We start from the raw sequence: 25,270 nt of genomic DNA, 5'->3' as shown, positions 1-25,270 counted from the left end.
GACCGCTTTTTAAACGATCAGGGCAGTGCCATCAGAAATCGATGGCGATGCCTTTCTTTTCCCAATCGCCGAAACGCACGGGTTCGGGGCCTTCGCGCCCGCCCAGTTCGAGCGGCATCTCGGTCTTTTCCGCTGTGCGCTTGCGTTCTGCCGCTTCGGCGAGGGCGCGTTGCGCGGCGGGGGGCAGGTGGCTGATATCGCGTTCTGTCATGGTTCTTCCTCATGTCACTCTTGGCGCGGGACCATTCCTGATATACGCCGCTATGTCATGGGAACAAGACCTGACAAAACCGCCAAAGACCCCGCGCTGGACGCTCGCCGTGCCGCCCTTGCGCTGCTGGATGCCGTTCTGATCGAAAAGCGCCAGCTTTCCGAAGTGCTTGCCGCCAAGACCGAGCGCCTTGATCCGGGTGATCGTGCCCGCGCCCAGCGCCTTGCGGTGGGGTGTTTGCGGGTGCTGGACCGCTGTGACCGGATGTTGGGCCCCCATTTGGCCAAGCTGCCCGCGCCGCATGTGATGAACGCGCTGCGCCTTGGCGTGTTCGAATTGTGCGAAACGGGTGAGGCCGCGCATGGTGTGGTGAATTCCTCTGTCGCGTTGATGCGCGAACGCCCCAAGTCCAGCCATTTCTCCGGTCTGGTAAACGCCGTGCTGCGCAAAGTGGCCGAAAGCCGTGATAAATGGGCCGGTCTGCCCGCGCCAATGTTGCCCAAATGGTTGCGCAAAGTGCTGGTTGCGGATTTTGGCAAAGCCAGCGTGGCGCTGATGGAAGCGGCCCATGCCAAAGGCGCACCGCTGGACCTGTCGGCGCGCGGCGATGCGGCGCTGCTTGCCGAGCGGTTGGGCGGCACGCTTTTGGCGACGGGATCGGTGCGGTTGCATGATGTGGCGCAGGTCACGGCGCTTGAGGGCTTCGAGGCGGGGGAGTGGTGGGTGCAGGATGCGGCCGCGGCCTTGCCCGCGAAAATTCTGGCCCCTGCGAAAGGCGCGCGGGTGCTTGACATGTGTGCCGCGCCCGGTGGCAAGACGCTGCAACTGGCGGCGATGGGGGCGCAGGTAACGTCGCTGGATATTTCCGAGGGCCGCATGGCGCGGGTGCGCGAAAACCTTGCGCGGGTCAAACTGCCCGCCAAGGTGGTTGTTTGCGATGCGCTGGAATACGACGGCGAGGCCGAGAAATTCGACGCAATTTTGCTGGATGCGCCCTGTACCGCGACCGGCACGATCCGGCGTCACCCCGATTTGCCCCATGCCAAGGATGGCGAAGATTTCCCCGGCCTGTTCGAGTTGCAAGAGCATCTGATCGACCGTGCGCTGGGCCTGCTAAAGCCCGAAGGCCGGTTGGTGTTTTGCACCTGTAGCCTGCTGATCGACGAGGGCGAGGAACAGGTGCGCGACGCTTTGGCGCGCCACGCGGGGCTGCGGGTCGATCTGGAGGCGCTTGAGGTTGCGGGGGTTGATCCGGCGTGGATCGGGCCGGAGGGGCTTCGGACACGGCCTGATTACTGGCCCGATCTGGGCGGTCTTGACGGTTTCTTCATCACGGTTTTGCGCCGCGATTGAGCACAAGCGGCCCGGTGGATGATTTTGCGGCATGACAGTCGGGGTCGCGCGGCCTATGCTGCGGCAAAACATGGTCGCAAAGACCGGTCGCAGTGAAATCAGGCAGGATCGTTTCCCGATGTCTTCCGTGTTGCAAGACAATAGCTGGAGTGCTCGAAAGACACGCCGCATGAACCGGTTTCATGCGTGGCGGGCGTCTTTGACGCGCCCTGCAACGGGATTCCAGTCCCAACCCGAACCCAAAACCATCGGCTCCTTTGCCCGCGGGCGTCAGTTGATCGCGGGCAATTTCCTCTTTGCCGGATATCTGGTCGAAGCGCCCAAGACGTCGATCTGGGATCTTGGTGCTCCGGGGCCGGGATTTGACGAAGAGTTGCACGGGTTTTCGTGGCTCGACGATCTGGCGGCGGTCGGGGACATGGCAGCGCAGGCGCGCGCGCAGGACTGGATGCGCCAGTGGATGGAACGGTTTGCGACCGGCAAAGGTGTGGGCTGGACGCCCGATCTTACCGGTCGCCGTCTGATCCGCTGGATCAACCATGCGCTGTTTTTCCTGTCGGGGCAGTCGAGCGAGACCTCGGATGCGTTTTACCGCACGCTTGCACAGCAGACGCTGTTTCTCAGCCGCCGGTGGCGCGTCGCGTCAAGCGGCTTGCCGCGTTTTGAGGCCTTGGCGGGGCTGATCTACGCAGGGCTTGCGCTGCGCGGCATGGAAAAACACATCGCTTCCGCGATCAAGGCGCTGGCCGTTGACTGCGCGACGCAAATCGACGGTGCGGGCGGCTTGCCGACCCGCAACCCCGAGGAGTTGCTGGAGGTGTTCACCCTGCTCAACTGGGTCACCATGGCGCTGTCGGAAGCGGGGCGCATTGCCGATCCCGACATTCTGGCCGCGATTGCGCGCATTGCACCGGCGTTGCGGGCCTTGCGCCATGCCGACGGCGGGCTTGCGCGGTTTCACGGTGGCGGGCGGGGCATGGACGGACGGCTGGATCATGCGCTGGCCAATGCAGGTGTAAAACCCAAGGATCACGGCGCGTTGTCGATGGGCTATCTGCGCCTGTCGGCAGGGCGCACCACGGTGATTGTGGATGCCGCCTCGCCGCCGCCTCTTGACGCGAGCTACAATGCCCATGCCTCGACTCTGGCTTTCGAAATGACCTCCGGGCGGCGACCGGTGATCGTCAGCTGCGGCTCGGGGGTGCATTTTGGCGAGGAATGGCGACGTGCGGGCCGCGCGACCCCGTCCCATTCCACGCTGGGGATCGAGGGGTTTTCGTCGTCGCGTCTGGGGCCGCGTCGCAACATCGGCGGACATGAGCGTGAATTGCTGGTCGATGTTCCCGATGACGTGCGCGTCGAGGCGCATCGCTCGGAGGAGGGTGCGGGGTTTGTTGGCGGGCACAACGGCTATCTGCCGACCCACGGGCTGACCCATATCCGCCAGCTCGATCTCTCGGGGGACGGGCGCGGGATTGTGGGCGAGGATACGCTTGCGACGATCACCAACACAGACGAGCGGATTTTCGACGCGGCGATGGATCGAAGCACGCTGCAAGGCATCCCGTTCCACGTCCGCTTCCATCTGCATCCCGATGTCGAGGCGACGCTGGACATGGGCGACACCGCCGTGTCGATGGCGCTCAAGTCTGGCGAAATCTGGGTGTTTCGTCACGATGGTCGGGCAAAATTAAGCCTGCAACGGTCGGTTTACCTCGAAAAAGGCCGATTAAAGCCCCGTGCGACAAAACAAGTGGTTCTCTCTGCGGTCGCAATGGATTATGCGACGCGCGTCCGCTGGACATTGGCGAAGGCCACAGAGACGCCCACGGCTCTGCGCGACTTTGAAATGGACGACAGCGCGACACCGGACTGACCTTACCCTCGGGGACCCCTGATGACTGACCTCTATCCTGTGCGCCGCGCGCTGATTTCCGTATCCGATAAAACCGGCATGATCGAGCTGGGCCAAGCGCTGGCCGCGCGTGGTGTCGAGTTGCTGTCCACTGGCGGCTCTGCCAAGGCGCTGCGCGAGGCGGGCCTGACCGTCAAGGATGTGGCCGATGTGACCGGCTTTCCCGAAATGATGGACGGGCGTGTGAAAACGCTGCACCCCAAAGTGCACGGCGGCCTTCTGGCGCTGCGTGACAACGCCGAGCACACGCAGGCGATGGAAGATCACGGCATCGGCGGCATCGACTTGCTGGTGGTAAATCTCTACCCGTTCGAAGCGGCGCTGGCGCGCGGTGCCGATTACGACGACATGATCGAGAATATCGACATCGGTGGCCCCGCGATGATCCGCGCTGCGGCCAAGAATCACGGGTTTGTCACCACTGTGGTCGATGTCGAGGATTACGCAGCCCTGCTTGGCGAACTCGACGCCAATGATGGCCAGACCTCCTATGCGTTCCGTCAGAAATTTGCCCAGACTGCCTATGCGCGCACAGCCGCTTACGACGCGGCTGTGTCCAACTGGATGGCGGCGGCCATCGGCGAGGCCGCGCCGCGCCGCCGTGCCTTTGCGGGCGAGCTGGCCCAAACCCTGCGCTATGGCGAGAACCCCCACCAGTCGGCGGCTTTTTACACCGATGGGTCCAAGCGCCCCGGTGTGGCCACTGCCACGCAGCATCAGGGCAAGGAGCTGTCCTACAACAACATCAACGACACCGATGCGGCCTTTGAACTGGTGGCGGAATTCGATCCTGCCGAAACGGCGGCGGTTGCCATCATCAAGCACGCAAACCCCTGCGGTGTCGCCAAGGGCGCGACCCTGCTGGAGGCCTATAAATCGGCCTTCGATTGCGACCGGACGTCGGCCTTTGGCGGGATTGTGGCGCTGAACCGTCCGCTGGACGCTGAAACCGCCGAAGAAATGGCGGGTATTTTCACCGAAGTCGTCATCGCCCCCGGCGCATCGGAGGAGGCGCGCGCGATTTTCGCCAAGAAAAAGAACCTGCGCCTGCTTACCACCGATGGTTTGCCCGATGTGCTGGCCAAGTCGCTGACCGTGCGTCAGGTGGCGGGCGGCCTGTTGGTGCAGGACAAGGACGCGGGCTTCATCAGTCTTGATGATCTCAAGGTTGTGACGAAAAAAGCCCCCACGCCCGAGCAGATGAAAGACATGCTGTTTGCGTGGAAAGTGGCCAAACACGTCAAATCCAACGCCATTGTGTATGTCAAGGATCAGGCCACCGTGGGCGTGGGCGCAGGCCAGATGAGCCGCATTGACAGCGCGCTGATCGCCGCGAAAAAGGCCGAACGTATGGCCGAGGCCATGGGCCTGCCCCAGCCGCTGACCATCGGGTCGGCTGTCGCTTCGGATGCGTTCTTCCCCTTTGCGGATGGTCTGCTTGAAGCGGCCGCGGCAGGCGCCACTTGCGTGATCCAGCCGGGCGGATCCATGCGCGATCAGGAGGTGATCGATGCCGCGGATGCTGCGGGTTTGGCGATGGTGTTCACCGGCATGCGCCACTTCCGCCACTAAGGAATGATCCCATGCGCCTGACGGCTTTGACTGCTTTCGTTGTGTTTTTCTTCGACCAGCTGACCAAAGTGGTCGTGGTGCATGGCATGAATTTGGCCTCGGTGGGGGAGATCGACGTGCTTCCCCCCGTTCTGGTGTTTCGCATGGCGTGGAACACCGGCATCAACTTTGGCCTGTTTTCGGGCCAACAAGACCTCACCCGCTGGATCTTGATCCTGTTGGCGCTTGCGATTTCGATCTGGGTGTTGCTCTGGGTGCGGCGCGAGAAAATGGGCAGGTTTGCCCATATTGCCGCGGGTTTTCTGGTCGGGGGGGCGCTTGGCAATGTGATCGACCGCCTGCTCTATGGCGCGGTGGCCGATTTTCTGAACACCTCCTGCTGCGGGTTTCGCAATCCCTACAGCTTTAACGTGGCCGATATCGCGATCTTTGCGGGGGCTTTGGGGTTGATCCTCTTTGCGCCGGGCGCGAACGGAAAATCCGGCGGTGACAGCGCCAAGCCGCCACGTCCTGAAAACCGTGCGTGACGTTACCCGCGCAATCCGGTAAACCGAACGACAAGACAAACCTTGGGGGGTTACGTTGATGTCAGTAGGTGTAAAATCTACGTCTTTTGTGCTGTGCGCTGCTTTGCTCGTCGTTGCGGGCTGTGCCGGTGATCCGAAACTGGACCTGACCACGCGCAGTGCGGGGCCGGATGCTTTCGCGATTGTGCCGTTCAAACCATTGGAAGAACCCGCCAATTACGCTGCTTTGCCCGTCCCGACACCGGGTGGGTCGAACCGCGCGGACCAGACACCCAAAGCCGACGCGATCGCGGCCCTGGGCGGTCGGGGAGCGCCGGTGACAGGCAACGGGGCGCTGCTGGCGCAGACCGGACGCTATGGCATAACCCCGTCGATCCGTGCCGAATTGGCAGCAGCGGACCTGCGGTTTCGCCGGTTTCACGATGGCAATTTCATCAGCCGGATGATTGCCCGCAACCAATATGAAAAAGCCTATCGCCGCTACGGGATCAATCCTTGGGACGAAAGCGAACGGCTTGCTGCGCTTGGCATCGTCACCCCGATGGCGCCCGCGCGCTAGGGCCGATCCGGCCCGTTCGCCTGTCACGCCCGATCACTTTGATGTCGGTGCGGTGCGACCCGATGTTGCCACTGTGCGCACATAGGGTAAGAGTTGTGCATTGGAATTAGACAGGACTCCCATGCGCACCCTCACACGCCTTGCTTCGCTCGTTCTGTCCGCCGGACTTTCGCTCTCTGCAGCGCAGGCGGCCACGCCCACGACCTTCACGCTTGAGAACGGGATGGAGGTGGTCGTCCTTGAGGATCATCGCGCCCCTGTCGTCGTCAATATGGTCTGGTACAAAGTCGGAGCCGCTGACGAGCCCTGGGGGAAATCCGGCATCGCGCATTTCCTTGAACATCTGATGTTCAAAGGGACCGATGATCTGGCGGCGGGGGAATTATCGGCGACCGTGACGCAAAACGGCGGTTCGGATAATGCCTTTACCTCATGGGACTACACCGCTTATTTCCAACGTGTCGCCGCAGACCGTTTGCCCATCATGATCGAGATGGAAGCCGACCGGATGCGCGATTTGCAAATGAGCCAAGAGGATGTTGCCACCGAACGCGAGGTGGTTCTGGAGGAACGCAACCAGCGCACCGATAGCGATCCGGGGGCCTTGTTTTCCGAGCAGCGCAGCGCGGCGCAGTACCTCAATCACCCCTATGGCATCCCGATCATCGGCTGGCGCCATGAGGTCGAAGCCCTCAGCCGCGATGATGCCTTTGATTTTTACGCCAAATACTACGCGCCCAATAATGCGATTTTGATCGTGGCGGGGGACGTGCGGCCCGAGGATGTCAAAGCGCTGGCCGAAGAACATTTCGGCCCGCTTGCCCCGACCGAAGGGCTTGCCGAACGTGTGCGCCCTTCCGAGCCGCCGCAATTGTCCGAACGGCGGTTGGAATTTTCCGATCCGCGCGTGTCACAGCCCTATCTGATCCGCACCTACCTTGCGCCCGAACGAAATCCCGGCGCGCAGGAAACACCTGCGGCGTTGGCCTTGCTGGCATCGCTTTTGGGCGGCGAAGGGGCAACGTCGGTACTGGGATCAAAACTGCAATTTCGCGACCGCGTGGCAATTTACGCATCGGCGTTTTACGACGATGTGGCGCTTGATCCTTCGACCTTTGGCTTGGTGATGATGCCCACGCCGGGCACATCCCAAGCAGAGGCCGAAGCGGCGCTCGACGCCGCGATCGCCGAGTTCCTCGCTGAGGGCATCAATGACGAGGATTTTGCCCGCCTCAAGATGCAGATGCGCGCGGCGCGGATCTACGAGGAAGACGACATTCAATCGGTTGCGCGCCGCTACGGGGCGGAATTGACCAGCGGGTTGACGCTTGCCGATGTCGCCGCTTGGCCCGACATTCTGGACGCCACCACCGCCGATCAGGTGATGGAGGCCGCGCGTCTGATTTTTGACGAGCGCAAGGCCGTTAACGGCTGGCTTTTGCCCGATCCCGAAACGGGTGCTGCGCGCGGGCCGATCACCCTACCAAGCGAAGTCACCGGGGAGGCGATGCAATGATCCGCGTTTTGATGCTGGTTGTTGCCAGCGCTTTGTCCTGTGTCGCATTCGCCCCGACGGCGCGCGCGGCTGTCGATATCCAGACCCTCAAGACGCCCGGCGGGATCAACGTCTGGCTGGTCGAAGAGCATTCGATCCCCTTTACCGCACTCGAAATCCGCTTCAAGGGCGGTGCGGTGCTGGACCGTCCGGGCAAGCGCGGTGAGGTCAACCTGATGATGGCGCTCATCGAAGAGGGCGCGGGCGACATGGATGCGCAGGGCTTTGCCAAGGCCCGCGAAGCGCTGGCGGCCTCCTATAAATTCGATGCCTATGATGACGGCGTTGCCATTTCGGCCAAGTTTTTGACGGAAAATCGCACGCAAGCGGTCGATCTGTTGCGCACTGCGCTGATGGAAACCCGTTTTGACGAAGATGCTGTGGAACGCGTCAAAGGGCAGGTGCAATCCATCATAGCCTCCGAGGCGACTGATCCGGGCGATATCGCCATCCAGACCTTTGATCGGCTGGCCTTTGCCGGTCACCCCTATGCCACGTCGCTGGATGGAACGCCGGTGTCGGTCGAGGGGTTGACGCGCGACGACATGTTCACCACGCGCGACCGTATTTTGACCCGTGACCGGCTTTACGTGTCGGCGGTGGGCGATATCAGTGCCGCCGAAGTGTCCGCGCTGGTGGATCGTCTCTTTGCGGGCCTGCCCGAAGTGGGGGCGCCTTTGCCCGATCACGCGACCTACCAGCTTGCGGGGGGCACAACGATTGTGCCCTTTGACACCCCCCAAAGCATCGCCGTTTTTGGCCATGAAGGCATCCGCCGCAACGATCCCGACTACGTGGTTGCCTATATCGTCAACGAGATTTTCGGCGGGGGGCGCGAGGCGCGATTGATGAGCGAAGTGCGCGAAAAGCGGGGTCTGACCTATGGAATCGGCACCTATTTGCTGCCCTCTGATTATTCCGAACTGATCTTGGGTCAATTCGCATCGGCCAATGACAAAATGGGCGAAGCGCTTGCGGTGGTGCGTCAGGAATGGGCCGAGATGGCGCAAACCGGGATCACCCAAGAGGAACTCGACGCGGCCAAAACCTATCTGACCGGTGCCTATGCGCTGCGCTTTGATGGCAACGCGCCGATTGCCAAAATTATGGTTGGCATGCAGATGATCGGGCTTGGGCCGGAATATGTGCAAGACCGCAATGCGATGGTCGAGGCGGTGACGCTGGAGCAGGCAAATGCGATGGCAAAGCGGTTGTATGACCCCGAGGCGCTGCATGTTGTCGTGGTCGGGGACCCGCTGGGCGTCGAGGGCGAGGAGGTCACCGCAACGCCGGACCCCGCACCCGGATTGCAGCCCCTGGATCAAAACGATCTTACCAATCCACCCACGCAAACCCTGCCCGAATCCGCGACAGAGTAGCGCTGCGCAGTGGCGCGGATTTGAACAATTCGCGCCGCAGAATCGGTTTAGAAATCCCGCGAGGCGTGCTACGTCTAGTGGCATGAATTCCGTGACCCCCAAGATGGGTGCTGTTGAGCGCCCTGTGATCCGTCAACTCGACGAAGGTGCCATCAACCGTATCGCGGCGGGTGAAGTGGTCGAACGTCCGGCCTCTGCGGTAAAGGAACTGGTCGAAAACGCCGTCGATGCGGGCGCGCGCCGCATCGAAATCGCCTACGCTGATGGTGGCAAAAGCCTGATCCGGATCACCGATGACGGCTGCGGTATGACGGCTGACGATCTTCCGCTGGCGCTGTCGCGTCATGCCACGTCAAAAATCGACGGCTCCGATCTGCTCGACATTCACACCTTCGGGTTTCGCGGCGAGGCGCTGCCCTCGCTCGGGGCGGTGGGGCGGTTGTCCATCACCAGCCGTGTTGAAGGCGGCGAGGGCTGTGTGCTCAGCGTCAGCGGTGGCCACGCCGAGCCGGTGCGCCCTGCGGCCCTGTCTGGCGGCACCGTGGTCGAGCTGCGCGATCTGTTTTTCGCCACGCCCGCACGGCTGAAATTCCTGCGCACCGACCGCGCCGAAGCGCAGGCGATTGGCGAGGTGGTGCGCAAACTTGCGATGGCCGAACCTTTTGTCGGCTTCACATTGCGCGATGTCACGGGCGGCGGCGAAGGGCGTGTGCTGTTTCGCGCCGAGCCGGAAAGCGGCGACATGTTCGACGCGCTGCACGGGCGGCTGACCTGCGTGTTGGGGCGCGAATTTGCGGAAAATGCCATTGCGATCGATGCCGAGCGCGAGGGGCTGCACCTGACGGGTTATGCCGCGTTGCCGACCTATTCGCGCGGCTCTGCTGTGGCGCAATATCTTTTCGTGAACGGGCGCCCGGTGAAGGACAAGGTGCTGATCGGGGCCTTGCGTGCCGCCTATTTCGACTACCTCAGCCGCGACCGTCACCCCGCCGCCTGCCTGTTCATCGATTGCGATCCGCATCTGGTGGATGTGAACGTCCATCCCGCAAAATCCGAGGTGCGCTTTCGCGACCCGTCCATGGCGCGCGGCTTGATCGTGTCGGGTCTGCGCCACGCTCTGGCGGAGGCGGGGCACCGCGCCTCGACAACGGTGGCCCAAGCGACCCTGGGGGCGTTTCGCCCCGAACCAGGTGCCGCTGACACTGCCCCGCCGCATCGCTATCAGGCGCCCGCCACGGGATTCGAGCGCAGCTTTGCCAGCTATACGCCCGAGCGTCCCAGCGAGGAGGCGCGCGCTGCGGGCTATCTGTCGCAGGCCCCCGAGCGTGACAGCCCGCGCGGCTTTGCCGAAGCGGGGTTCAGCCAGATGGCCGCCTCCGCGCGGGTTGAGCCGACCCCGTTCGACACCCCTGACAGCGATCTTCCCTTGGGCGCGGCGCGCGCGCAGGTGCATGAAAACTACATCATCGCACAGACCGCGCGCGGCATTGTGGTTGTGGACCAGCACGCCGCGCACGAGCGGTTGGTCTATGAAAAGCTCAAGAAACAGATGGCGCAAAACGGCGTGGCCTCGCAGGCGCTGCTGATTCCCGAAATCGTTGAACTCAGCGACAATGACTGTGCTTGCCTGCTTGATATTGCCGAAGATCTGGCCACGCTCGGTCTGGGGATCGAGCCCTTTGGCGGTGGTGCGATTGCGGTGCGTGAAACCCCTGCGGTGTTGGGGCGCGTCGATGCGAAACGGATGATCCGCGATATTCTGGACGAGCTGTCTGATCTTGGTGACAGCTCGACCGTTCAAGCGCGGATCGAGGCAGTGTTGAGCCGCGTGGCCTGTCACGGTTCGATCCGATCGGGCCGCCAGATGCGCGCCGACGAGATGAACGCGCTGCTGCGCGAAATGGAGGCCACGCCGCATTCGGGCCAGTGCAACCATGGCCGTCCGACCTATGTCGAGCTGAAATTATCTGACATCGAACGCTTGTTCGGGCGCACCTGATGCAGGTTGATCTGGCCGATCCGCTGGTGATTGCGGGGCTGGCGGGCGGCCTCATTGCCCTATTGGTCCTGATTCTGATGGGTGTGCTTTTGCGGCGCACCAGTGAGGCGGCGCGCGCCGTCCTGCCGATTGCGCGCGAGATGGCCACTCTCGGTCAACGGGTGCAGCATCTGTCAGACGGGCAACACCAGCTTGCGGGCGGGTTGAATCACGTGTCCGAAGCGCAGTCCGCCGCGCAGGCAAATATGCTAAAGCTGATGGAACGGCGTCTGGCCGATGTTGGCCTCGCGATGACCGAAAACCTCAACGGTTCGGCGCGGCGCACGGCGCAATCCTTGGGGGACTTGCAGCAACGCTTGGTTGCCATCGACAAGGCGCAGGCCAATATCGAAAAGCTGTCGGGCAATGTTCTGTCTTTGCAGGATATCCTGTCAAACAAACAGGCACGGGGCGCCTTTGGGGAAATCCAGTTGCATGACATCGTGACCAAGGCCTTGCCCTCGGATGGCTATACGATGCAGGCCACGCTGTCGAACGGCCGGCGCGCGGATTGCCTGATCCACCTGCCCAATCCTCCGGGTCCGATCGTGGTCGATGCCAAGTTCCCGCTGGAGGCCTATGAGGCACTTCGACGGGCGAAAACCCAATGGGAGGTGAGCGAGGCGGCCAAATTCATGCGGGCCTCTGTGCGCGCACATATCAAAGCCATTGCAGATAAATACATCCTTGAGGGGGAGACAGCCGAGGGCGCGCTGATGTTTTTGCCGTCCGAGGCGGTCTATGCCGAAATCCACGCGAATTTCCCCGAAGTCGTGCGCGAAGGCTTTGACCGGCGGGTCTGGATCGTGTCGCCGACCACCTGCATGGCGACGCTGAACACGATGCGCGCGGTGTTGAAGGATGCGCGGATGCGCGAACAGGCAGGCGCGATTCGCAAAGAACTGGCGCTGCTTAACGGCGATGTCGAACGGCTGGGGGTACGGGTGGAAAATCTGGACCGCCATTTCGGGCAAGCGGCCCGCGATATCGAGGAAATCAAAACCTCCGCGGATAAGGCGGGGCGGCGCGCGCGACGCCTTGACCAGTTCGATTTCGAGGAGCTCGCCGCCGATCCGCCCAAAGGTGCCGAAAGCGTGATGCAAGTGAGCCGCCCGGACTAGGGAACATCCGAGCGCGGCGGTGCGTTTGACCCAAATCATAGTGACGCAGGGTGGCTCTGCGTCAGGATTTGACAGACGCATTTGCGAAAGGAACACCGGATGGAAATCTCACCGAGCATCGTGGCCCATGTCATCGTGCGGGCCCGCGAAATCGACGTGAAAGTCGGTCGTTGGGATGAACCCGGCGATGCGATGGAATCGGATGCGATTCTGGAGGCGCGCGCGACCGATGCGACCGATCAGGAATTGCGCGAATTCATGACCTCCCTCAACGATGACGAAAAGGCGGAACTGGTCGCGATCATGTGGATCGGTCGCGATACCTTCACCACCGATGACTGGGACGAGGCGGTGGAGACCGCCAAGGGCGAATCGGGCGACACGCCGACCGAGGATTACCTGCTCGGGATTCCGCTTTTGGCCGATTATCTGGAAGAGGGTTTGAACCTGCTCGGGATCGATCCCGAGGAAGAAGAGGACGAACTCTACCGCTAAGGCCGTTTGACCCCGTTTGACACGAAAAAACCCGTTGGAAATAAATCCAACGGGCTTTTTTATATCGCTGCTGAGGCGAAAGGCAGTCCGGGATTAACCCTGACGTGCCTTAAAACGGCGCTGCGTCTTGTTGATCACGTAGACGCGGCCTTTACGGCGCACGACGCGGCAATCGCGGTGCCGGTTCTTCAGCGAGCGGAGTGAATTGCGGACTTTCATCGGCCTTCTCCTTCATCGCGGCGCTGCGCGCGCCATTTCAAAACCTGTGCCTTCGTGAAAACCCGCAAGGGCTTGCAAAAAGGCGGTGGATGGTGGGCGTAACAAGGTTCGAACTTGTGACCCCTTCGATGTCAACGAAGTGCTCTACCACTGAGCTATACACCCATCCGCCGCTGCGTATCCGCCATTTGTGCCTCATTCGTCAAGCGCTTTCAGGAGGTTATCCTTGAACACTCTGTCAGAAACACGGGCATAGCCGCTTCGGTTCGCAGGCGTATAAAAGGAGTCGGCGCATTGATCAAGGGCTTTTGGCATCTATTTGCAATGCTATAGTCCCTCAAAAGAGGAAACCGGATGACCAAGGCGCCTTATCGTCTCACACGGCCGCGCGTTCGCACAAGCGCTGTTGTGTTTTGCTCGCCGCACAGCGGTTGCGACTACACGCCGGAGTTTCTGGGGGCGTCCCAGCTTGATCCCCATGTATTGCGCTCCTCTGAAGACGCTTTTGTTGATCGCTTGTTTGGCGATGTCACCGCTTTGGGCGCGCCTTTGCTGGCGGCGCTATATCCGCGGGCCTTCGTTGATCTCAACCGTGGCCCCGAAGAACTGGACCCTGCCTTGATCACCGGATTGGCGCGCCCCTCGTTGAACCCGCGCATCAACTCGGGCCTTGGGGTGATTCCGCGCGTGGTCGCGGGGGGGCGGGCGATTTACCCGCAAAAGATGCCGCTGGAACACGCGCGCGCGCGGTTGGCGGCGGTCTGGCATCCCTACCATCGCACGCTGGTGCAGCTGCTGCGCGAGACCCGCGACCTCTACGGGGAGGTGCTGTTGGTGGACTGTCATTCGATGCCGCGTGAAGCGGTGGCAGGTGTGCGTGCCGCGTCGGGCCGCAGACCCGAGATCGTGATCGGGGACCGCTTTGGTGCGGCGGCCTCGCGCGATGTGGTGGAGATGGTCGAAACCGCGTTTCAGCGCGCGGGCTTTCAGGTCGCGCGCAACACGCCTTTCGCGGGGGCCTATACGGCGCATCATTACGGGCGCCCCTCGCTTGGGCAGCACGCGGTGCAGATCGAAATCGACCGCTCTCTCTACATGGACGAGCGGCGGATTGAACCCAAGCCGGAGTTTGTCGAGGTCAAAGCGGCCTTGATGCAGGCCAGCGCGCAGATCGCACGCTATGGCGGTGAGGCGCTGCCCCTAGCGGCAGAATAGCGCGTCAGCGCAGGGCGCGGCCTTTGAGGATCGCATCTTTGCCGAATTTCTTGCGAATCGCGTCGGCAGCGCGTTCGGCTGCGGCGCGTTTGCCCGCGTCAGGATCCAGAAGATCACCCGAGCGGTCCGCAAGATCGGCGCTGGCAAGGTCGCTGATGCCCACACCGATCAGCCGGTAGGGGCCCCCTTTCCCGGTCGCCACCAAGAGGTCATGCGCGGTCCGGTAAATGCGGTCTGCCATTTGCGTCGGATCTCCCAAGGCATGCCGGCGCGAGATCAGCGAAAAATCGGCCCGTTTGAGTTTGAGGGTCACGGTGCGCCCTGCCAGTCCTTTGGCTTTGGCGCGATCCGATACTTGTTCGGACAGCCGCCAAAGATGCCCGTCCAATTGGTCGGGATCGGCCGTGTCCTCGGAAAAAGTGGTCTCTTTGGAAATGCTTTTGACGCTTTCGCGCGCGCTGATGCGGCGAAAATCCTCGCCGCGCGCAAGGTGATACAGACGCTCGCCCATGCTGCCAAAGCGCGCGATCAGGTCCGTTTTTTCCCAGCGCAGAAGATCGTCGAAGCTGCGGATACCCGCTTTGTCGAGCGAGGTTTGCATCGCCTGTCCGACGCCCCAAATCAGCCGCACGGGCTTGCCTGCCAGAAAGCGCGCGGTCTCGGCCTTGCCGATGATCGAAAATCCGCGTGGCTTGTCGAGGTCGGAGGCAATTTTTGCGAGAAACTTGTTGTGGCTGAGGCCGATGGAGCCGGAAATGCCGATTTCGTCCTGCATCCGCTTGACCAGGCGCGCCAACATGACCGCAGGCGGTGCGCCGTGCAGTTTCGCCGTCCCGCCAAGATCCATGAAGGCCTCGTCGAGCGACAGAGGTTCGACCAGCGGCGTCAGCTCGTCCATCAGGGCGCGGACCTGGCGCGAGACTTCGGCGTAGACCTCCATGCGGCCTTTTACGACCACCGCCTCGGGGCAGAGTTTGAGGGCCTGATACATTGGCATTGCCGAGCGCACGCCGCGGATGCGCGCGATGTAGCAGGCGGTGGAGACCACGCCGCGCCGCCCGCCACCGATGATCACCGGCTTGTCGCGCAATGCCCGATTGTCGCGTTTCTCGACGCTGGCGTAAAACGCATCGCAATCCATATGGGCGATGGTCAGCGTGTCGAGTTCGTCATGCGTCAGGATGCGGGGACGGCCGCAGGCAGGGCAGCGGGGGCCGGTCTGGAAACGTGTCAGGCAATCGCGGCAGAGGGAGGGCATGACGGTGCCTGTGGTTGTGGTGCGGGGAATGGCGGCAGTATATCGTGTTTGCGGGCGCGCAACACCGCGAAATCGGGGAGTGGCGAGATGGACGAACCTTTTGACGGGGCAAAGATCGCCGTTCTGGTGCGTGGGGGCGTGCTGGTGATCGAACGCGATCTGCGGCGTGACATCCCTTGGCCCGGGTTTTGGGATTTGCCCGGCGGGGGGCGCGAGGGTCTTGAAACGCCGCTGGCAACGGCGTTGCGCGAATTGCACGAAGAACTCGGGCTGGTGCTTGATCCGGCGCGGGTGATGTTTCACGTGGAAAGCGACGGCGCGGGCGGGTCTGCAGCGCGCGTGCATTTCTTTGGCGCGCGGTGGGATGATCTTGACCTGCGCGCCGTGCGACTGGGGGAAGAGGGCCAACGCTGGCAGCATATGCCGGTGGCCGCGTTTCTTGCGCATCCCAAAGCGATCCCGTCGCAGGTTGCACGCCTCAAGATGTGTCTGGCGCAAGACAGGCGCAAGACAGGGGGAACCTGAGGAAGCGCAGGCGCGTTGTATCGCCAAATGACCTGAGAGCTAGGAGCATCCCATGGCCAATGAAACTTATGTTCGCGAAGGCCGCAGCAATGGCGGTTTGTACTTTATTCTCGGCGCGGTTGTCGTCGTGCTTGGTGTGGTGGTCTACCTTTTGGTAGGCAACGATTCCGGTATCAGCATGCCCGCCTCTGATGGCGGCTCGGTGACGATCAACAACAACGACGCGCCCACACCGTCGCCCGATGTGTCGATCACCAACGAGGCCCCCGCCGCGCCAGAGGCAGCACCTGCCCAGTAACGCAGGCCCAATAACGCAGCTCAGTAACGCAGGCGCGCCGCGTTCAGACATAACAAAGGCGCCCCGCCAGGGGCGCCTTTTGCGTCTGGGATGGTGGCGGGGATCAGCCTTGTACGATTTCTTTCTGGATCGCGATGGCGGCAGCGCGGGGGTTGTCTGCTTGCCAGATCGGACGCCCGACAACGATGTGATCCGCACCGTCCTTGATTGCCGTGGCAGGAGTCGCGATGCGCTTTTGGTCCCCTGCATCGCTGCCGCTCGGGCGCACGCCGGGGGTGACGATCAGCTTGCCGCGCGCTTCGGGCAGGGCGCGGATCAGCGCGGCTTCCTGGGGAGAGGCGATCACACCATCGGCACCTGCGGCGAGGGCACGCCCTGCGCGCTCCTGCACGAGATCGCGGATGTCGCCCTCTTTGACAAGCGCGCCGTCCAGATCGTTGCGGTCCAGTGAGGTCAGAATGGTAACGGCGAGAATTTTCAGGTCCTTGCCACCCGCGCCTTCCTTGGCGGCTTTCACCACATAGGGGTCGCCGTGAACGGTGAGAAAGTCGAGGTCATATTGCGCGATACCGCGCACGGCTTTTTCCACCGTCGCGCCGATGTCGAAGAATTTCATGTCCAGAAAAATGCGCTTGCCGTGCTCTTGTTTGAGCTCGTTGGCCAGAGCCAGACCGCCACCGGTCAGCATCCCGAGGCCGATTTTGTAAAAGCTTGCGGCATTGCCGATCTTTTGGGCCAACTCCAGCCCTTCAAGGGCATTTGGCACGTCGAGGGCGACGATCAGCTTGTCGAGATCGTGGGCAGCAGTCGGGGACAAATCAGACATTGGGGCAACTCCTTGGCGGGATTTGCCCTGTCTTGGCGACCTGCGCCCCGCAGGTCAAGCTCTGGAGGCGCGATAGCTGCGCCGCTCAGGCGGCGTGCGGGTTCATCTGGCCTTGCGATGCTGCCGCTACCGCAGCGCTGTGCAGGCGGGAGATGCAGTCATGATCGCCGGTACCGTTCGAGCGGGCGCGACGCATCCGCGCGCGCAGCACAAGACCACGGGCGATACTGTCGAAATCCGCATTGATCGGGGCCTGGAGTTCGGTGGGATAGGACACCTTGTCTGCGTTCTCGTGGAACACGACGAGGGCCTCAAAGGCTTGGGTTGCGGCGTTGTAGGTGAGACCGCTGACTTCTGCGCCATAGAGTTGCATGTGGGACCTCTTTTACTGCTCGGGTTTATGCTTCCAACTTATCCACAACCCGCGATTTTAAAAAAGGTTCCCGCGTGGCATTCTGGTCACTTGTTTGTGTGGCCGCCAATTCCCATGTTCCAAATCAAGGCCTCGAACGTTGATGCGCTGCAAGAAGCGGGCATCGAGAGATGGGGTGCTCATAAGAAAAGGAGACGACCGATGAACATGGAAAAGTTCACGGAGCGGTCGCGCGGGTTCCTTCAGGCCGCGCAGACGATCGCGATGCGGGAGAATCACCAACGCCTGGTGCCCGAACATTTGCTGAAGGCACTATTGGATGACAGCGAAGGTCTTGCGGCCAATTTGATCACCCGCGCGGGGGGCGATGCGAAAATCGTGACCACTGCAGTCGAGGGCGACCTGAAGCGGATCGCTCAGGTCACCGGTGACGGTGTGCAGGTCTATATGGACAACCTTGTCGTCAAAGTGCTCGACGAGGCCGAAAAGATTGCGACCAAAGCGGGCGATAGTTTCGTGCCCGTCGAGCGTATCCTGACCGCCCTGGCTGTGGTGAAATCCAAAGCCAAGGACGCGCTGGATGCAGGTGGCATCACCGCGATGAAGTTGAATTCCGCGATCAATGATCTGCGCAAGGGCCGCACCGCCGACAGTGCCTCTGCCGAAGACGGTTATGAGGCCTTGAAGAAATATGCCCGCGATCTGACCGAAGCCGCCGAGCAGGGCAAAATCGACCCTATCATTGGCCGCGACGAAGAAATTCGCCGCGCCATGCAGGTGTTGTCGCGCCGGACCAAGAACAATCCCGTGTTGATCGGGGAGCCGGGCGTGGGGAAAACCGCGATTGCCGAAGGTTTGGCCCTGCGCATCATCAGCGGCGATGTCCCTGAGTCCTTGCGCAACAAACGCCTGCTGGCGCTCGACATGGGCGCGCTGATTGCCGGTGCGAAATATCGCGGTGAATTTGAGGAACGGTTGAAATCGATCCTCAAGGAAATCGAGTCGGCAGCGGGGGAAATCGTGCTGTTCATTGACGAGATGCACACGCTTGTGGGCGCGGGCAAATCGGATGGCGCGATGGATGCGGCCAACCTGATCAAACCGGCGTTGGCGCGTGGGGAGTTGCACTGTATCGGTGCGACCACGCTCGATGAGTACCGCAAATACGTGGAAAAAGACGCAGCCCTTGCGCGGCGGTTCCAGCCCATCGTGGTCGAAGAACCCACCGTCGAGGACACCGTGTCGATTCTGCGCGGCATCAAGGACAAATACGAAATGCACCACGGTGTGCGGATTTCGGATAGCGCCCTGGTGGCGGCGGCAACCCTGTCGCACCGCTACATCACGGACAGATTCCTGCCCGACAAGGCGATTGACCTTGTGGACGAGGCGGCCTCGCGTCTGCGCATGGAAGTGGACAGCAAGCCCGAAGAACTCGACGCGCTTGACCGTTCGATCCTGCAATTGCAGATCGAAGCCATGGCCCTGTCGAAAGAGGATGACGATGCCTCGCGCGGGCGTCTGGTCAAACTTGAAGCCGAGCTTGCCGATCTGCAGGACCGTTCCGCCGCGATGACGGCGAAATGGCAGACCGAGCGCGACAAGCTGGAGGCAAGCCGCGAGCTGAAAGAGCATCTGGACCGCGCGCGCGCCGATCTGGAAATCGCCAAGCGCGAGGGCAACCTCGCCAAGGCGGGCGAGCTGTCTTACGGGGTGATCCCGCAGCTTGAAAAACAGCTGGCCGATGCCGAGGAAAAAGAGGCGATGGCCGATGCCGAGGGCATGATGGTCGAGGAAGCGGTGCGCCCCGAGCAGATCGCGCAGGTTGTCGAGCGCTGGACGGGGATTCCAACGTCCAAAATGCTGGAAGGCGAGCGCGACAAGCTGTTGCGGATGGAAGACGGTCTGCACAAGCGGGTCATCGGCCAGAATCAGGCGGTGCATGCCGTCGCCAATGCCGTGCGCCGCGCGCGCGCCGGGCTGAACGACGAAAACCGACCTCTGGGCAGCTTTCTGTTCCTCGGGCCAACGGGCGTGGGCAAAACCGAGCTGACCAAAGCCGTGGCGGAATTCCTGTTTGACGACGACAGTGCGATGGTGCGGATCGACATGTCCGAGTTCATGGAAAAACACGCGGTCTCGCGGCTGATCGGTGCCCCTCCGGGCTATGTCGGTTACGATGAGGGCGGTGTCTTGACCGAAGCGGTGCGGCGGCGTCCCTATCAGGTCGTCCTGTTCGACGAGGTGGAAAAAGCCCATCCCGACGTGTTCAACGTGCTGTTGCAGGTGCTGGATGACGGGGTGCTGACCGATGGTCAGGGACGGACTGTTGATTTCAAACAGACGCTGATCATTCTGACCTCGAACCTTGGCGCGCAGGCCTTGAGCCAACTGCCCGAGGGCGGCGACAGTGCCGATGCCAAACGTCACGTGATGGATGCGGTGCGGGCCCATTTCCGCCCCGAATTCCTCAACCGTCTGGATGAGACGATCATCTTTGACCGTTTGGGACGTCAGGACATGGGCGGGATCGTGGAGATCCAGCTTGGGCTTCTTGCCAAGCGGCTGGCGCGGCGCGACATCACCCTGTCGCTCGACGCAGATGCGAAGCTCTGGCTTGGGAACGAGGGCTACGATCCGGTGTTTGGCGCGCGTCCGTTGAAACGGGTGATCCAGCGTGCGCTCCAGGATCCGCTGGCCGAACTGCTGTTGGCGGGGGATCTCAAAGACGGGGATGTCTTGGCTGTTACGGCGGGTGCGGACGGGTTGTTGATCGGGGATCGCACCGGCGGCACCCATCGTCCCAAACCCGATGACGCCGTGGTGCATTGATCCCCGCTGCGGTGTGAAACCGGCGATTGAGACAGGCCCCGCAGTGTCGCGCTGCGGGGCCTTTTTGTGCCATGCGATGCGCCGGCGCGCGTCGTGGACGCGCGCGGGGCGTTTTAGTGGATGACCTCCAGGGCAGGCGCCGCGAACAGAAAGTCGGTTTCATCCAACAGCGCGGCATTGAGGTCTTGCACCGTCACGGCGTCACCGGATTGGAAGGTGATGACAGCGTCACTGTCCACCTGCGCGATATCGAGATCGCCAAAGCCGGTGATGCCCCAACCCGATACATCCAGACGGTCTTCGCCATTGCTGAAATCCGTGAGCGTGTCGAGGTTGGAATATTCGCCAAAGACAAAGATATCCGCGCCCGAGCCGCCGGTCAGCACATCCATGCCTTTGCCGCCGTCGAGCACGTCATTTCCGGTGCCGCCCTCAAGGATATCCTTGCCCGCGCCGCCCGACAGGGTGTCGGCGCCCGCGTCACCGTAGAGACGATCGTTGCCGTTGTCCCCCAAAAGCGTGTCACTACCCGAGCCCCCGTAAAGGCGGTCGTTGTCGGCTTGGCCATTGAGCATGTCGTCGCCCGTACCGCCAAACATCAGGTCATTGCCGGAGCTGCCAAACAGGGTGTCATCGCCCGCGTTCCCATGCAGGATATCCGCGCCCGATCCGCCATCGAGGTAGTCGTCGCCCTCGCCGCCGCTCAATTTGTCCGCGCCGCTTTCGCCAAAGATGAAATCCGCCCCCGCGCCGCCATCCATCTGGTCCGCGCCACGGCCAAGATAGGCCATGTCGTTGCCGTCGGTCCCGCCGAGCGTGTCACCTTTGTTGGTCGCATCGAGGGTGTTCAGCACGGTGTTGAAGGTGGTCAGCAGGCTATCGACGCCCTGGATCATCCCGTTGTCGGCGGCAACATCCGCCTGAACGATGGTTGCGTCTTGGGTCAGGGCTGACCCGTCCGACAGCACGCCAGCCTCGGCCGTGACCGTTCCCTCCAGCATCGCAAGGCTGTCAGGCAGCGCATCGGAGGTCACAAGCCCGCCGGTGGCAAGGCCTTCGAACAGGTCGACCAGACCGGCCTCCCCGTCGATATGAGCCACAACAAGGACAATGTGGTTCACGGCAGCATTCGGGTTGCTTCCATCGTAGCCAAGCTGTGCAGCAAAAGCCATCAGCGCCGCATTCGTGGGAGCGAAAAGGGTGAAATCACCGCTGTAGCTGGCAGAAAGCGCGGCGGCGATATCGACGCCGCTGGCGCGCGTCACGCGATCGGCGAGCGTCATCAGCATGGAATATTGGGGGTCGGCTTCAAGGACATTCAAAACAGTTGGCACGCGAAAACTCCTGCAAAACGAAACTGGGGCGGGGGTGCCGCCGAAAAGGAAAGAGCGTTAACCATGTCCGCGCGACGGGCTTTGTGCAAGAATTTTGCTCTCATTGTGGCAGGAGCCGGACGCGCAGGGGCGTTTTGCGAAACAGAAGCGGGATTCCGGGCGCAGTGTTGTGGGTGGTTTCACATCTTGTGCATGAATTCCTGCAACGCTGACGTGACTCCGTCTTGGGGTGATTCTGGTTGTTCGAGCCGCGTTAACCGTGTTTCAACGCATTAGGCTTAGCTGTGGAAAAGTAGGAGGCTTGAATGCTCTGGACCTATACCTCGCATGTTCTCGAAGTGTTGGCGCTTGTGTTTGTGCTGGCGCTGGGGACCTTGTCGTTCGGGGCGCTCGTGCTTTTCGTGCTCGACAAACGCCAGACGGATGACGCGGTGCTGCGCAATTTTCCGGTGATCGGCCACTTCCGGCATATGTTTTCGGCGCTGGGCGAGTTCTTTCGACAGTATTTCTTTGCGATGGATCGCGAGGAAATGCCGTTCAACAGGGCACAGCGCGACTGGATTTATCGCGCCTCGAGCGGTGAGGGAAACACCGTTGCCTTCGGCTCGACGCGCAACCTTACGGTGCCGGGCACGCCGATTTTCGTGAACGCGGCCTTCCCGCCGCTCGACGACCAGTTCGCAAACACCGAGCCGATGGTGATCGGTGCCGACTGTCGCACGCCCTATGTGGCCAAATCCATTTTCAACATTTCCGGCATGTCCTTTGGCGCGATTTCCAAACCTGCGGTCGAGGCGCTGGCGCGTGGTGCGAAAGAGGCAGGCATCTGGATGAACACGGGCGAAGGCGGCATGTCGCCCTTTCACCTCTCGTCGGGTTGCGACCTTGTCTATCAGATCGGCACTGCCAAATTCGGGATTCGCGATGCTGAGGGGAATCTGGACGACGGTCTCTTGGCGGCGATGGCCGCCCATGAAAACGTCCGTATGTTCGAGATCAAGCTGAGCCAAGGGGCAAAGCCGGGCAAAGGGGGCATCCTTCCGGCGGCCAAGATCACGCCGGAAATTGCCCAGATCCGGGGCCTGCGTCCGGGGGAAGACGGGATTTCCCCCAATCGCCACGCGGGTGTCGATGATTTCGGCGACCTGTTGGATTTCATCGGCCACATCCGCGCGGTGACGGGCAAACCGGTGGGGTTCAAGATGGTCGTCGGCTCGGCCGATCCTTGGGAAGAGCTCTTCGAGTTGATCGTCGAGCGTGGCTTTGAAAGCGCGCCGGACTTTATCACCATCGACGGCGGGGAGGGCGGTACAGGGGCCGCGCCCATGCCCTTGATTGATCTTGTGGGGATGCAAATCCGTGAAGCGCTGCCGCGCATTGTCGATCTGCGCGACAAACACGGCCTGCACGATCGTATCCGGATCATTGCCGGCGCAAAGCTGGTGAATCCGGCGGATGTGGCTTGGGCCATTTGTGTTGGCGCGGATTTTGTGACCTCTGCGCGCGGCTTTATGTTCTCGCTGGGCTGCATTCAGGCGCTCAAATGCAACAAGAATACCTGTCCCACGGGCATCACCACCCATGATCCCCATCTGCAACGCGGCCTTGTGCCGGAGGAAAAATACAAACGCGTCGCGGCCTATGCGCAAAGCGTGATCAAGGAGGTCGAGATGATCGCGCACTCGGTGGGCGTTGCCGAACCCCGCATGATGCGGCGGCGTCACGTGCGCATCATCAATGCGGACGGTATTTCCATCCCCTTCAACAAGATTTTCCCTAGTTACAGCGGCCCAACGCAGAAGTGAGAGGCTTTCGTTTGCTCTGATTGAACCAAAAGCTAGGGTGGGACGTAACATTACATGAACCTGCCCGAACTGTATGTCGGGCAACAGGAGGAGACCCGCACATGCGTTTCAAGAGCGAGCTGAAATATTCCGAGGTCACGCCGCGTGCCGCTTACCTCAATCGGCGCCAGATCATGGCGGCAGCTGCGGGAACCGGCCTGCTGGCCGCGACACCGGCCTTTGCACAGGAAAAGGTGGATGTCAGCTTTAACGGCTTTGATACCTCCGAAAAGCCCAACAGCTTTGAAGAGATCACCAATTACAACAACTTCTACGAATTTGGCACCGGCAAGGAAGATCCCGCAGCCAATGCCGGCCAACTCACCACCGACCCCTGGTCCGTGGAGATCGGGGGGTTGGTCGATAAGCCCGGCACCTATGATCTGGCGGATGTGATCGGTGGCAAGGACATCGACGAGCGGATCTACCGGTTTCGCTGCGTCGAGGGCTGGTCGATGGTCATCCCGTGGAACGGCTTCGAGCTGAACCAGCTTCTGGCACAGGTCGGGGTGCAGCCCTCGGCAAAATATGTGCGCTTTGAGACGCTCTATCGACCCGATGAAATGCCCGGCCAACGCCGCGCCATTCTGGACTGGCCCTATGTCGAAGGGCTGCGTCTGGATGAGGCAATGAATCCGCTCACCCTGATGGCCACGGGCCTGTATGGCGAAGACCTTCCCAAACAGAACGGCGCGCCGCTGCGTCTCGTGGTGCCGTGGAAATACGGGTTCAAATCGATCAAATCGATCGTCAAGATCGACCTTACCGCCGAAGAACCCGTGAATACGTGGAAGGACGCCAATTTCCGCGAATACGGGTTCTATTCCAATGTGAACCCGACGGTGAATCACCCGCGCTGGTCACAGGCACAGGAACGCCGCATCGGCGGCGGTGTTTTTGCCAAGCCGCAAGAGACACTGATGTTCAACGGCTACGGCGATTGGGTCGCTGATATGTATGCCGGAATGGACCTCACCAAATTCTTCTGATTGTGGGGGCGGGCCAATGGTCCGCCCTTTTGACGTTTCTTTAGACCTGAAAGCCATTGCCATGACCCCCAACGCGCCCCCGCGCGAGCCTGTCTCGCGCCGCATCAACAGCGCGCTGCGCAAAGTTCCTGCATGGCCGCTCTACATACTCGCGCTTATCTACCCTGCGTGGCTGTTCTATCAGGCGGTCACCGGCACCCTCGGGATCGATCCGGTGAAGGAGCTTGAACACACCATCGGCCTGCGCGGGCTGCAGGTGCTTATCGCGACGCTCTGCGTGACGCCGCTGCGCAAATACACCGGCGTGAACCTGATCCGCTATCGCCGCGCTCTCGGGTTGATCGGGTTCTGGTTCATTTTCCTGCATCTTAATGTCTGGTTGTTCCTTGACGTGCGCAATGTCTCTCTGATCCTCGCGGATCTCGTAAAGCGGCCCTACATCATCATCGGCATGGTTGCCTTCGCGCTGCTCGTCCCGCTTGCGCTCACCTCCAACACGCTGTCGATCCGCAAGCTCGGGCGCAACTGGCGTAGACTGCACTGGCTGGCGTATCCGGCCACCGTTCTGGGCGCATTGCACTTCGTCATCCTTGTGAAAGGCTGGCAGGTCGAACCTCTGGTCTATTTCGCCATCGTGCTGGCCGTGCTCGCGACTCGCATCAGCATCAAGCGACTCGCTTTGCGTCGTTCCGGGTGATGTGCTGCGTTGTTTTGGATTTATTTGGTGATTTTTGTTTTGGTGACTCGGGGGTGATTTGGTGTGTTTGGTTTTGATTTTTCGAAAGTTGCGCTTTGGGGTGTGGGTAAGTGGTTTTTGTTATCGTTTGGGGTG

General features: G+C 61.5%; 23 protein-coding genes and 1 tRNA gene. 17 read left to right on the top strand and 7 right to left on the bottom strand.

Translation table 11 applies throughout. From position 1 onward, the window contains the following. Positions 1 to 31 precede the first annotated feature (31 nt). On the bottom strand, positions 32 to 211 hold the full coding sequence (locus AQS8620_RS15895) for a DUF1674 domain-containing protein (RefSeq protein ID WP_085838012.1): 180 nt from the start codon (positions 209 to 211) through the stop codon (positions 32 to 34). Between the two features lie 57 nt (positions 212 to 268). Here AQS8620_RS15895 and AQS8620_RS15890 point away from each other — a divergent pair, with 57 nt between their 5' ends. The 10 genes from AQS8620_RS15890 to AQS8620_RS15845 all read left to right on the top strand — a co-directional run bounded on the left by AQS8620_RS15890 (position 269) and on the right by AQS8620_RS15845 (position 12,725). Continuing rightward, positions 269 to 1,564 (top strand): RsmB/NOP family class I SAM-dependent RNA methyltransferase, encoded by a 1,296-nt coding sequence (locus AQS8620_RS15890; protein ID WP_085838011.1) that lies wholly within the window; start codon positions 269 to 271, stop codon positions 1,562 to 1,564. Positions 1,565 to 1,733: 169 nt separating this feature from the next. Beyond that, a complete protein-coding gene (locus tag AQS8620_RS15885) occupies positions 1,734 to 3,440 on the top strand; it encodes a heparinase II/III family protein (RefSeq protein WP_085838010.1) in 1,707 nt (568 codons plus the stop codon). Positions 3,441 to 3,461: 21 nt separating this feature from the next. Next, positions 3,462 to 5,051 (top strand): bifunctional phosphoribosylaminoimidazolecarboxamide formyltransferase/IMP cyclohydrolase, encoded by a 1,590-nt coding sequence (gene purH, locus AQS8620_RS15880; protein WP_085838009.1) that lies wholly within the window; start codon positions 3,462 to 3,464, stop codon positions 5,049 to 5,051. A gap of 11 nt (positions 5,052 to 5,062) precedes the next feature. Continuing rightward, positions 5,063 to 5,578 (top strand): signal peptidase II, encoded by a 516-nt coding sequence (gene lspA, locus AQS8620_RS15875; RefSeq protein ID WP_085838008.1) that lies wholly within the window; start codon positions 5,063 to 5,065, stop codon positions 5,576 to 5,578. A gap of 58 nt (positions 5,579 to 5,636) precedes the next feature. Continuing rightward, positions 5,637 to 6,137: a DUF3035 domain-containing protein gene (locus AQS8620_RS15870; RefSeq protein WP_085838007.1), complete on the top strand. Its 501-nt coding sequence runs from the start codon at positions 5,637 to 5,639 to the stop codon at positions 6,135 to 6,137. Between the two features lie 121 nt (positions 6,138 to 6,258). Then, positions 6,259 to 7,653: a M16 family metallopeptidase gene (locus AQS8620_RS15865; RefSeq protein ID WP_085838006.1), complete on the top strand. Its 1,395-nt coding sequence runs from the start codon at positions 6,259 to 6,261 to the stop codon at positions 7,651 to 7,653. Then, positions 7,650 to 9,071, top strand: coding sequence for a M16 family metallopeptidase (locus AQS8620_RS15860; RefSeq protein WP_234990522.1), 1,422 nt, complete (start codon positions 7,650 to 7,652; stop codon positions 9,069 to 9,071). Before AQS8620_RS15865 ends, AQS8620_RS15860 begins: the two co-directional genes overlap by 4 nt. 103 nt (positions 9,072 to 9,174) lie before the next feature. Beyond that, on the top strand, positions 9,175 to 11,070 hold the full coding sequence (mutL, locus tag AQS8620_RS15855) for a DNA mismatch repair endonuclease MutL (RefSeq protein ID WP_234990521.1): 1,896 nt from the start codon (positions 9,175 to 9,177) through the stop codon (positions 11,068 to 11,070). Continuing rightward, a complete protein-coding gene (locus AQS8620_RS15850) occupies positions 11,070 to 12,230 on the top strand; it encodes a DNA recombination protein RmuC (protein WP_085838004.1) in 1,161 nt (386 codons plus the stop codon). The genes mutL and AQS8620_RS15850 overlap by 1 nt, the downstream gene beginning before the upstream one ends. Positions 12,231 to 12,329: 99 nt before the next feature. Next, positions 12,330 to 12,725 carry a DUF3775 domain-containing protein gene (locus AQS8620_RS15845; RefSeq protein ID WP_085838003.1) on the top strand — a complete coding sequence of 132 codons (396 nt, stop codon included), beginning with the start codon at positions 12,330 to 12,332 and terminating at the stop codon, positions 12,723 to 12,725. A 93-nt stretch (positions 12,726 to 12,818) separates the two neighbouring features. Here AQS8620_RS15845 and ykgO read toward each other — a convergent pair whose 3' ends face one another. Next, on the bottom strand, positions 12,819 to 12,944 hold the full coding sequence (gene ykgO, locus AQS8620_RS15840) for a type B 50S ribosomal protein L36 (protein ID WP_005850168.1): 126 nt from the start codon (positions 12,942 to 12,944) through the stop codon (positions 12,819 to 12,821). A 90-nt stretch (positions 12,945 to 13,034) separates the two neighbouring features. Then, positions 13,035 to 13,109 (bottom strand) — tRNA-Val (locus AQS8620_RS15835). Between the two features lie 189 nt (positions 13,110 to 13,298). On the opposite strand from AQS8620_RS15835, the gene AQS8620_RS15830 reads away from it, so the two are divergent. After that, on the top strand, positions 13,299 to 14,159 hold the full coding sequence (locus AQS8620_RS15830) for an N-formylglutamate amidohydrolase (RefSeq protein WP_085838002.1): 861 nt from the start codon (positions 13,299 to 13,301) through the stop codon (positions 14,157 to 14,159). Between the two features lie 4 nt (positions 14,160 to 14,163). Here the strand turns inward: AQS8620_RS15830 and AQS8620_RS15825 are convergent, their stop codons facing one another. Continuing rightward, on the bottom strand, positions 14,164 to 15,417 hold the full coding sequence (locus AQS8620_RS15825; protein ID WP_085838001.1) for a DNA polymerase IV: 1,254 nt from the start codon (positions 15,415 to 15,417) through the stop codon (positions 14,164 to 14,166). Between the two features lie 87 nt (positions 15,418 to 15,504). Here AQS8620_RS15825 and AQS8620_RS15820 point away from each other — a divergent pair, with 87 nt between their 5' ends. Next, on the top strand, positions 15,505 to 15,942 hold the full coding sequence (locus AQS8620_RS15820) for an NUDIX domain-containing protein (protein WP_085838000.1): 438 nt from the start codon (positions 15,505 to 15,507) through the stop codon (positions 15,940 to 15,942). A 52-nt stretch (positions 15,943 to 15,994) separates the two neighbouring features. Further along, positions 15,995 to 16,240: a hypothetical protein gene (locus AQS8620_RS15815; RefSeq protein ID WP_085837999.1), complete on the top strand. Its 246-nt coding sequence runs from the start codon at positions 15,995 to 15,997 to the stop codon at positions 16,238 to 16,240. Positions 16,241 to 16,343: 103 nt separating this feature from the next. Here AQS8620_RS15815 and pyrF read toward each other — a convergent pair whose 3' ends face one another. Then, on the bottom strand, positions 16,344 to 17,066 hold the full coding sequence (pyrF, locus tag AQS8620_RS15810) for an orotidine-5'-phosphate decarboxylase (RefSeq protein WP_085837998.1): 723 nt from the start codon (positions 17,064 to 17,066) through the stop codon (positions 16,344 to 16,346). An 85-nt stretch (positions 17,067 to 17,151) separates the two neighbouring features. Continuing rightward, entirely contained in the window at positions 17,152 to 17,439 is a 288-nt protein-coding gene (locus AQS8620_RS15805) for a hypothetical protein (protein ID WP_085837997.1), read from the bottom strand. Positions 17,440 to 17,640: 201 nt separating this feature from the next. Here AQS8620_RS15805 and clpB point away from each other — a divergent pair, with 201 nt between their 5' ends. Next, positions 17,641 to 20,271, top strand: a complete 2,631-nt coding sequence (gene clpB, locus AQS8620_RS15800) for an ATP-dependent chaperone ClpB (protein WP_085837996.1) — start codon at positions 17,641 to 17,643, stop codon at positions 20,269 to 20,271. A gap of 113 nt (positions 20,272 to 20,384) precedes the next feature. Here clpB and AQS8620_RS15795 read toward each other — a convergent pair whose 3' ends face one another. Next, positions 20,385 to 21,605, bottom strand: coding sequence for a fasciclin domain-containing protein (locus tag AQS8620_RS15795; RefSeq protein WP_143267564.1), 1,221 nt, complete (start codon positions 21,603 to 21,605; stop codon positions 20,385 to 20,387). Positions 21,606 to 21,910: 305 nt separating this feature from the next. On the opposite strand from AQS8620_RS15795, the gene AQS8620_RS15790 reads away from it, so the two are divergent. From AQS8620_RS15790 to msrQ, 3 genes are all read left to right on the top strand, one after another. Continuing rightward, positions 21,911 to 23,410, top strand: a complete 1,500-nt coding sequence (locus tag AQS8620_RS15790; protein WP_085837994.1) for an FMN-binding glutamate synthase family protein — start codon at positions 21,911 to 21,913, stop codon at positions 23,408 to 23,410. A 101-nt stretch (positions 23,411 to 23,511) separates the two neighbouring features. Further along, positions 23,512 to 24,438, top strand: coding sequence for a protein-methionine-sulfoxide reductase catalytic subunit MsrP (gene msrP, locus AQS8620_RS15785; protein ID WP_085837993.1), 927 nt, complete (start codon positions 23,512 to 23,514; stop codon positions 24,436 to 24,438). A 16-nt stretch (positions 24,439 to 24,454) separates the two neighbouring features. Next, positions 24,455 to 25,135, top strand: coding sequence for a protein-methionine-sulfoxide reductase heme-binding subunit MsrQ (msrQ, locus tag AQS8620_RS15780; RefSeq protein ID WP_306345913.1), 681 nt, complete (start codon positions 24,455 to 24,457; stop codon positions 25,133 to 25,135). Positions 25,136 to 25,270: the final 135 nt, after the last annotated feature.

Source organism: Aquimixticola soesokkakensis, assembly GCF_900172375.1.
In the GTDB taxonomy this organism is placed as follows: Bacteria; Pseudomonadota; Alphaproteobacteria; order Rhodobacterales; family Rhodobacteraceae; genus Aquimixticola; species Aquimixticola soesokkakensis.
Note: the sequence above shows the minus strand (reverse complement) of the source record. Positions and strands in the feature narration are given on the sequence as shown.

Bases quoted from the DNA above. Each gene is read 5' to 3' on its own strand.
- AQS8620_RS15790 (WP_085837994.1), top strand. From the start codon at position 21,911: ATGCTCTGGACCTATACCTCGCATGTTCTCGAAGTGTTGGCGCTTGTG.
- AQS8620_RS15815 (WP_085837999.1), top strand. From the start codon at position 15,995: ATGGCCAATGAAACTTATGTTCGCGAAGGCCGCAGCAATGGCGGTTTG.
- AQS8620_RS15885 (WP_085838010.1), top strand. From the start codon at position 1,734: ATGAACCGGTTTCATGCGTGGCGGGCGTCTTTGACGCGCCCTGCAACG.
- AQS8620_RS15860 (WP_234990522.1), top strand. From the start codon at position 7,650: ATGATCCGCGTTTTGATGCTGGTTGTTGCCAGCGCTTTGTCCTGTGTC.
- mutL (WP_234990521.1), top strand. From the start codon at position 9,175: ATGGGTGCTGTTGAGCGCCCTGTGATCCGTCAACTCGACGAAGGTGCC.
- clpB (WP_085837996.1), top strand. From the start codon at position 17,641: ATGAACATGGAAAAGTTCACGGAGCGGTCGCGCGGGTTCCTTCAGGCC.
- lspA (WP_085838008.1), top strand. From the start codon at position 5,063: ATGCGCCTGACGGCTTTGACTGCTTTCGTTGTGTTTTTCTTCGACCAG.
- msrP (WP_085837993.1), top strand. From the start codon at position 23,512: ATGCGTTTCAAGAGCGAGCTGAAATATTCCGAGGTCACGCCGCGTGCC.
- AQS8620_RS15845 (WP_085838003.1), top strand. From the start codon at position 12,330: ATGGAAATCTCACCGAGCATCGTGGCCCATGTCATCGTGCGGGCCCGC.
- AQS8620_RS15825 (WP_085838001.1), bottom strand. From the start codon at position 15,417: ATGCCCTCCCTCTGCCGCGATTGCCTGACACGTTTCCAGACCGGCCCC.
- AQS8620_RS15805 (WP_085837997.1), bottom strand. From the start codon at position 17,439: ATGCAACTCTATGGCGCAGAAGTCAGCGGTCTCACCTACAACGCCGCA.
- AQS8620_RS15820 (WP_085838000.1), top strand. From the start codon at position 15,505: ATGGACGAACCTTTTGACGGGGCAAAGATCGCCGTTCTGGTGCGTGGG.
- ykgO (WP_005850168.1), bottom strand. From the start codon at position 12,944: ATGAAAGTCCGCAATTCACTCCGCTCGCTGAAGAACCGGCACCGCGAT.
- AQS8620_RS15830 (WP_085838002.1), top strand. From the start codon at position 13,299: ATGACCAAGGCGCCTTATCGTCTCACACGGCCGCGCGTTCGCACAAGC.
- msrQ (WP_306345913.1), top strand. From the start codon at position 24,455: ATGGTCCGCCCTTTTGACGTTTCTTTAGACCTGAAAGCCATTGCCATG.
- purH (WP_085838009.1), top strand. From the start codon at position 3,462: ATGACTGACCTCTATCCTGTGCGCCGCGCGCTGATTTCCGTATCCGAT.
- AQS8620_RS15865 (WP_085838006.1), top strand. From the start codon at position 6,259: ATGCGCACCCTCACACGCCTTGCTTCGCTCGTTCTGTCCGCCGGACTT.
- pyrF (WP_085837998.1), bottom strand. From the start codon at position 17,066: ATGTCTGATTTGTCCCCGACTGCTGCCCACGATCTCGACAAGCTGATC.
- AQS8620_RS15895 (WP_085838012.1), bottom strand. From the start codon at position 211: ATGACAGAACGCGATATCAGCCACCTGCCCCCCGCCGCGCAACGCGCC.
- AQS8620_RS15870 (WP_085838007.1), top strand. From the start codon at position 5,637: ATGTCAGTAGGTGTAAAATCTACGTCTTTTGTGCTGTGCGCTGCTTTG.
- AQS8620_RS15850 (WP_085838004.1), top strand. From the start codon at position 11,070: ATGCAGGTTGATCTGGCCGATCCGCTGGTGATTGCGGGGCTGGCGGGC.
- AQS8620_RS15890 (WP_085838011.1), top strand. From the start codon at position 269: ATGGGAACAAGACCTGACAAAACCGCCAAAGACCCCGCGCTGGACGCT.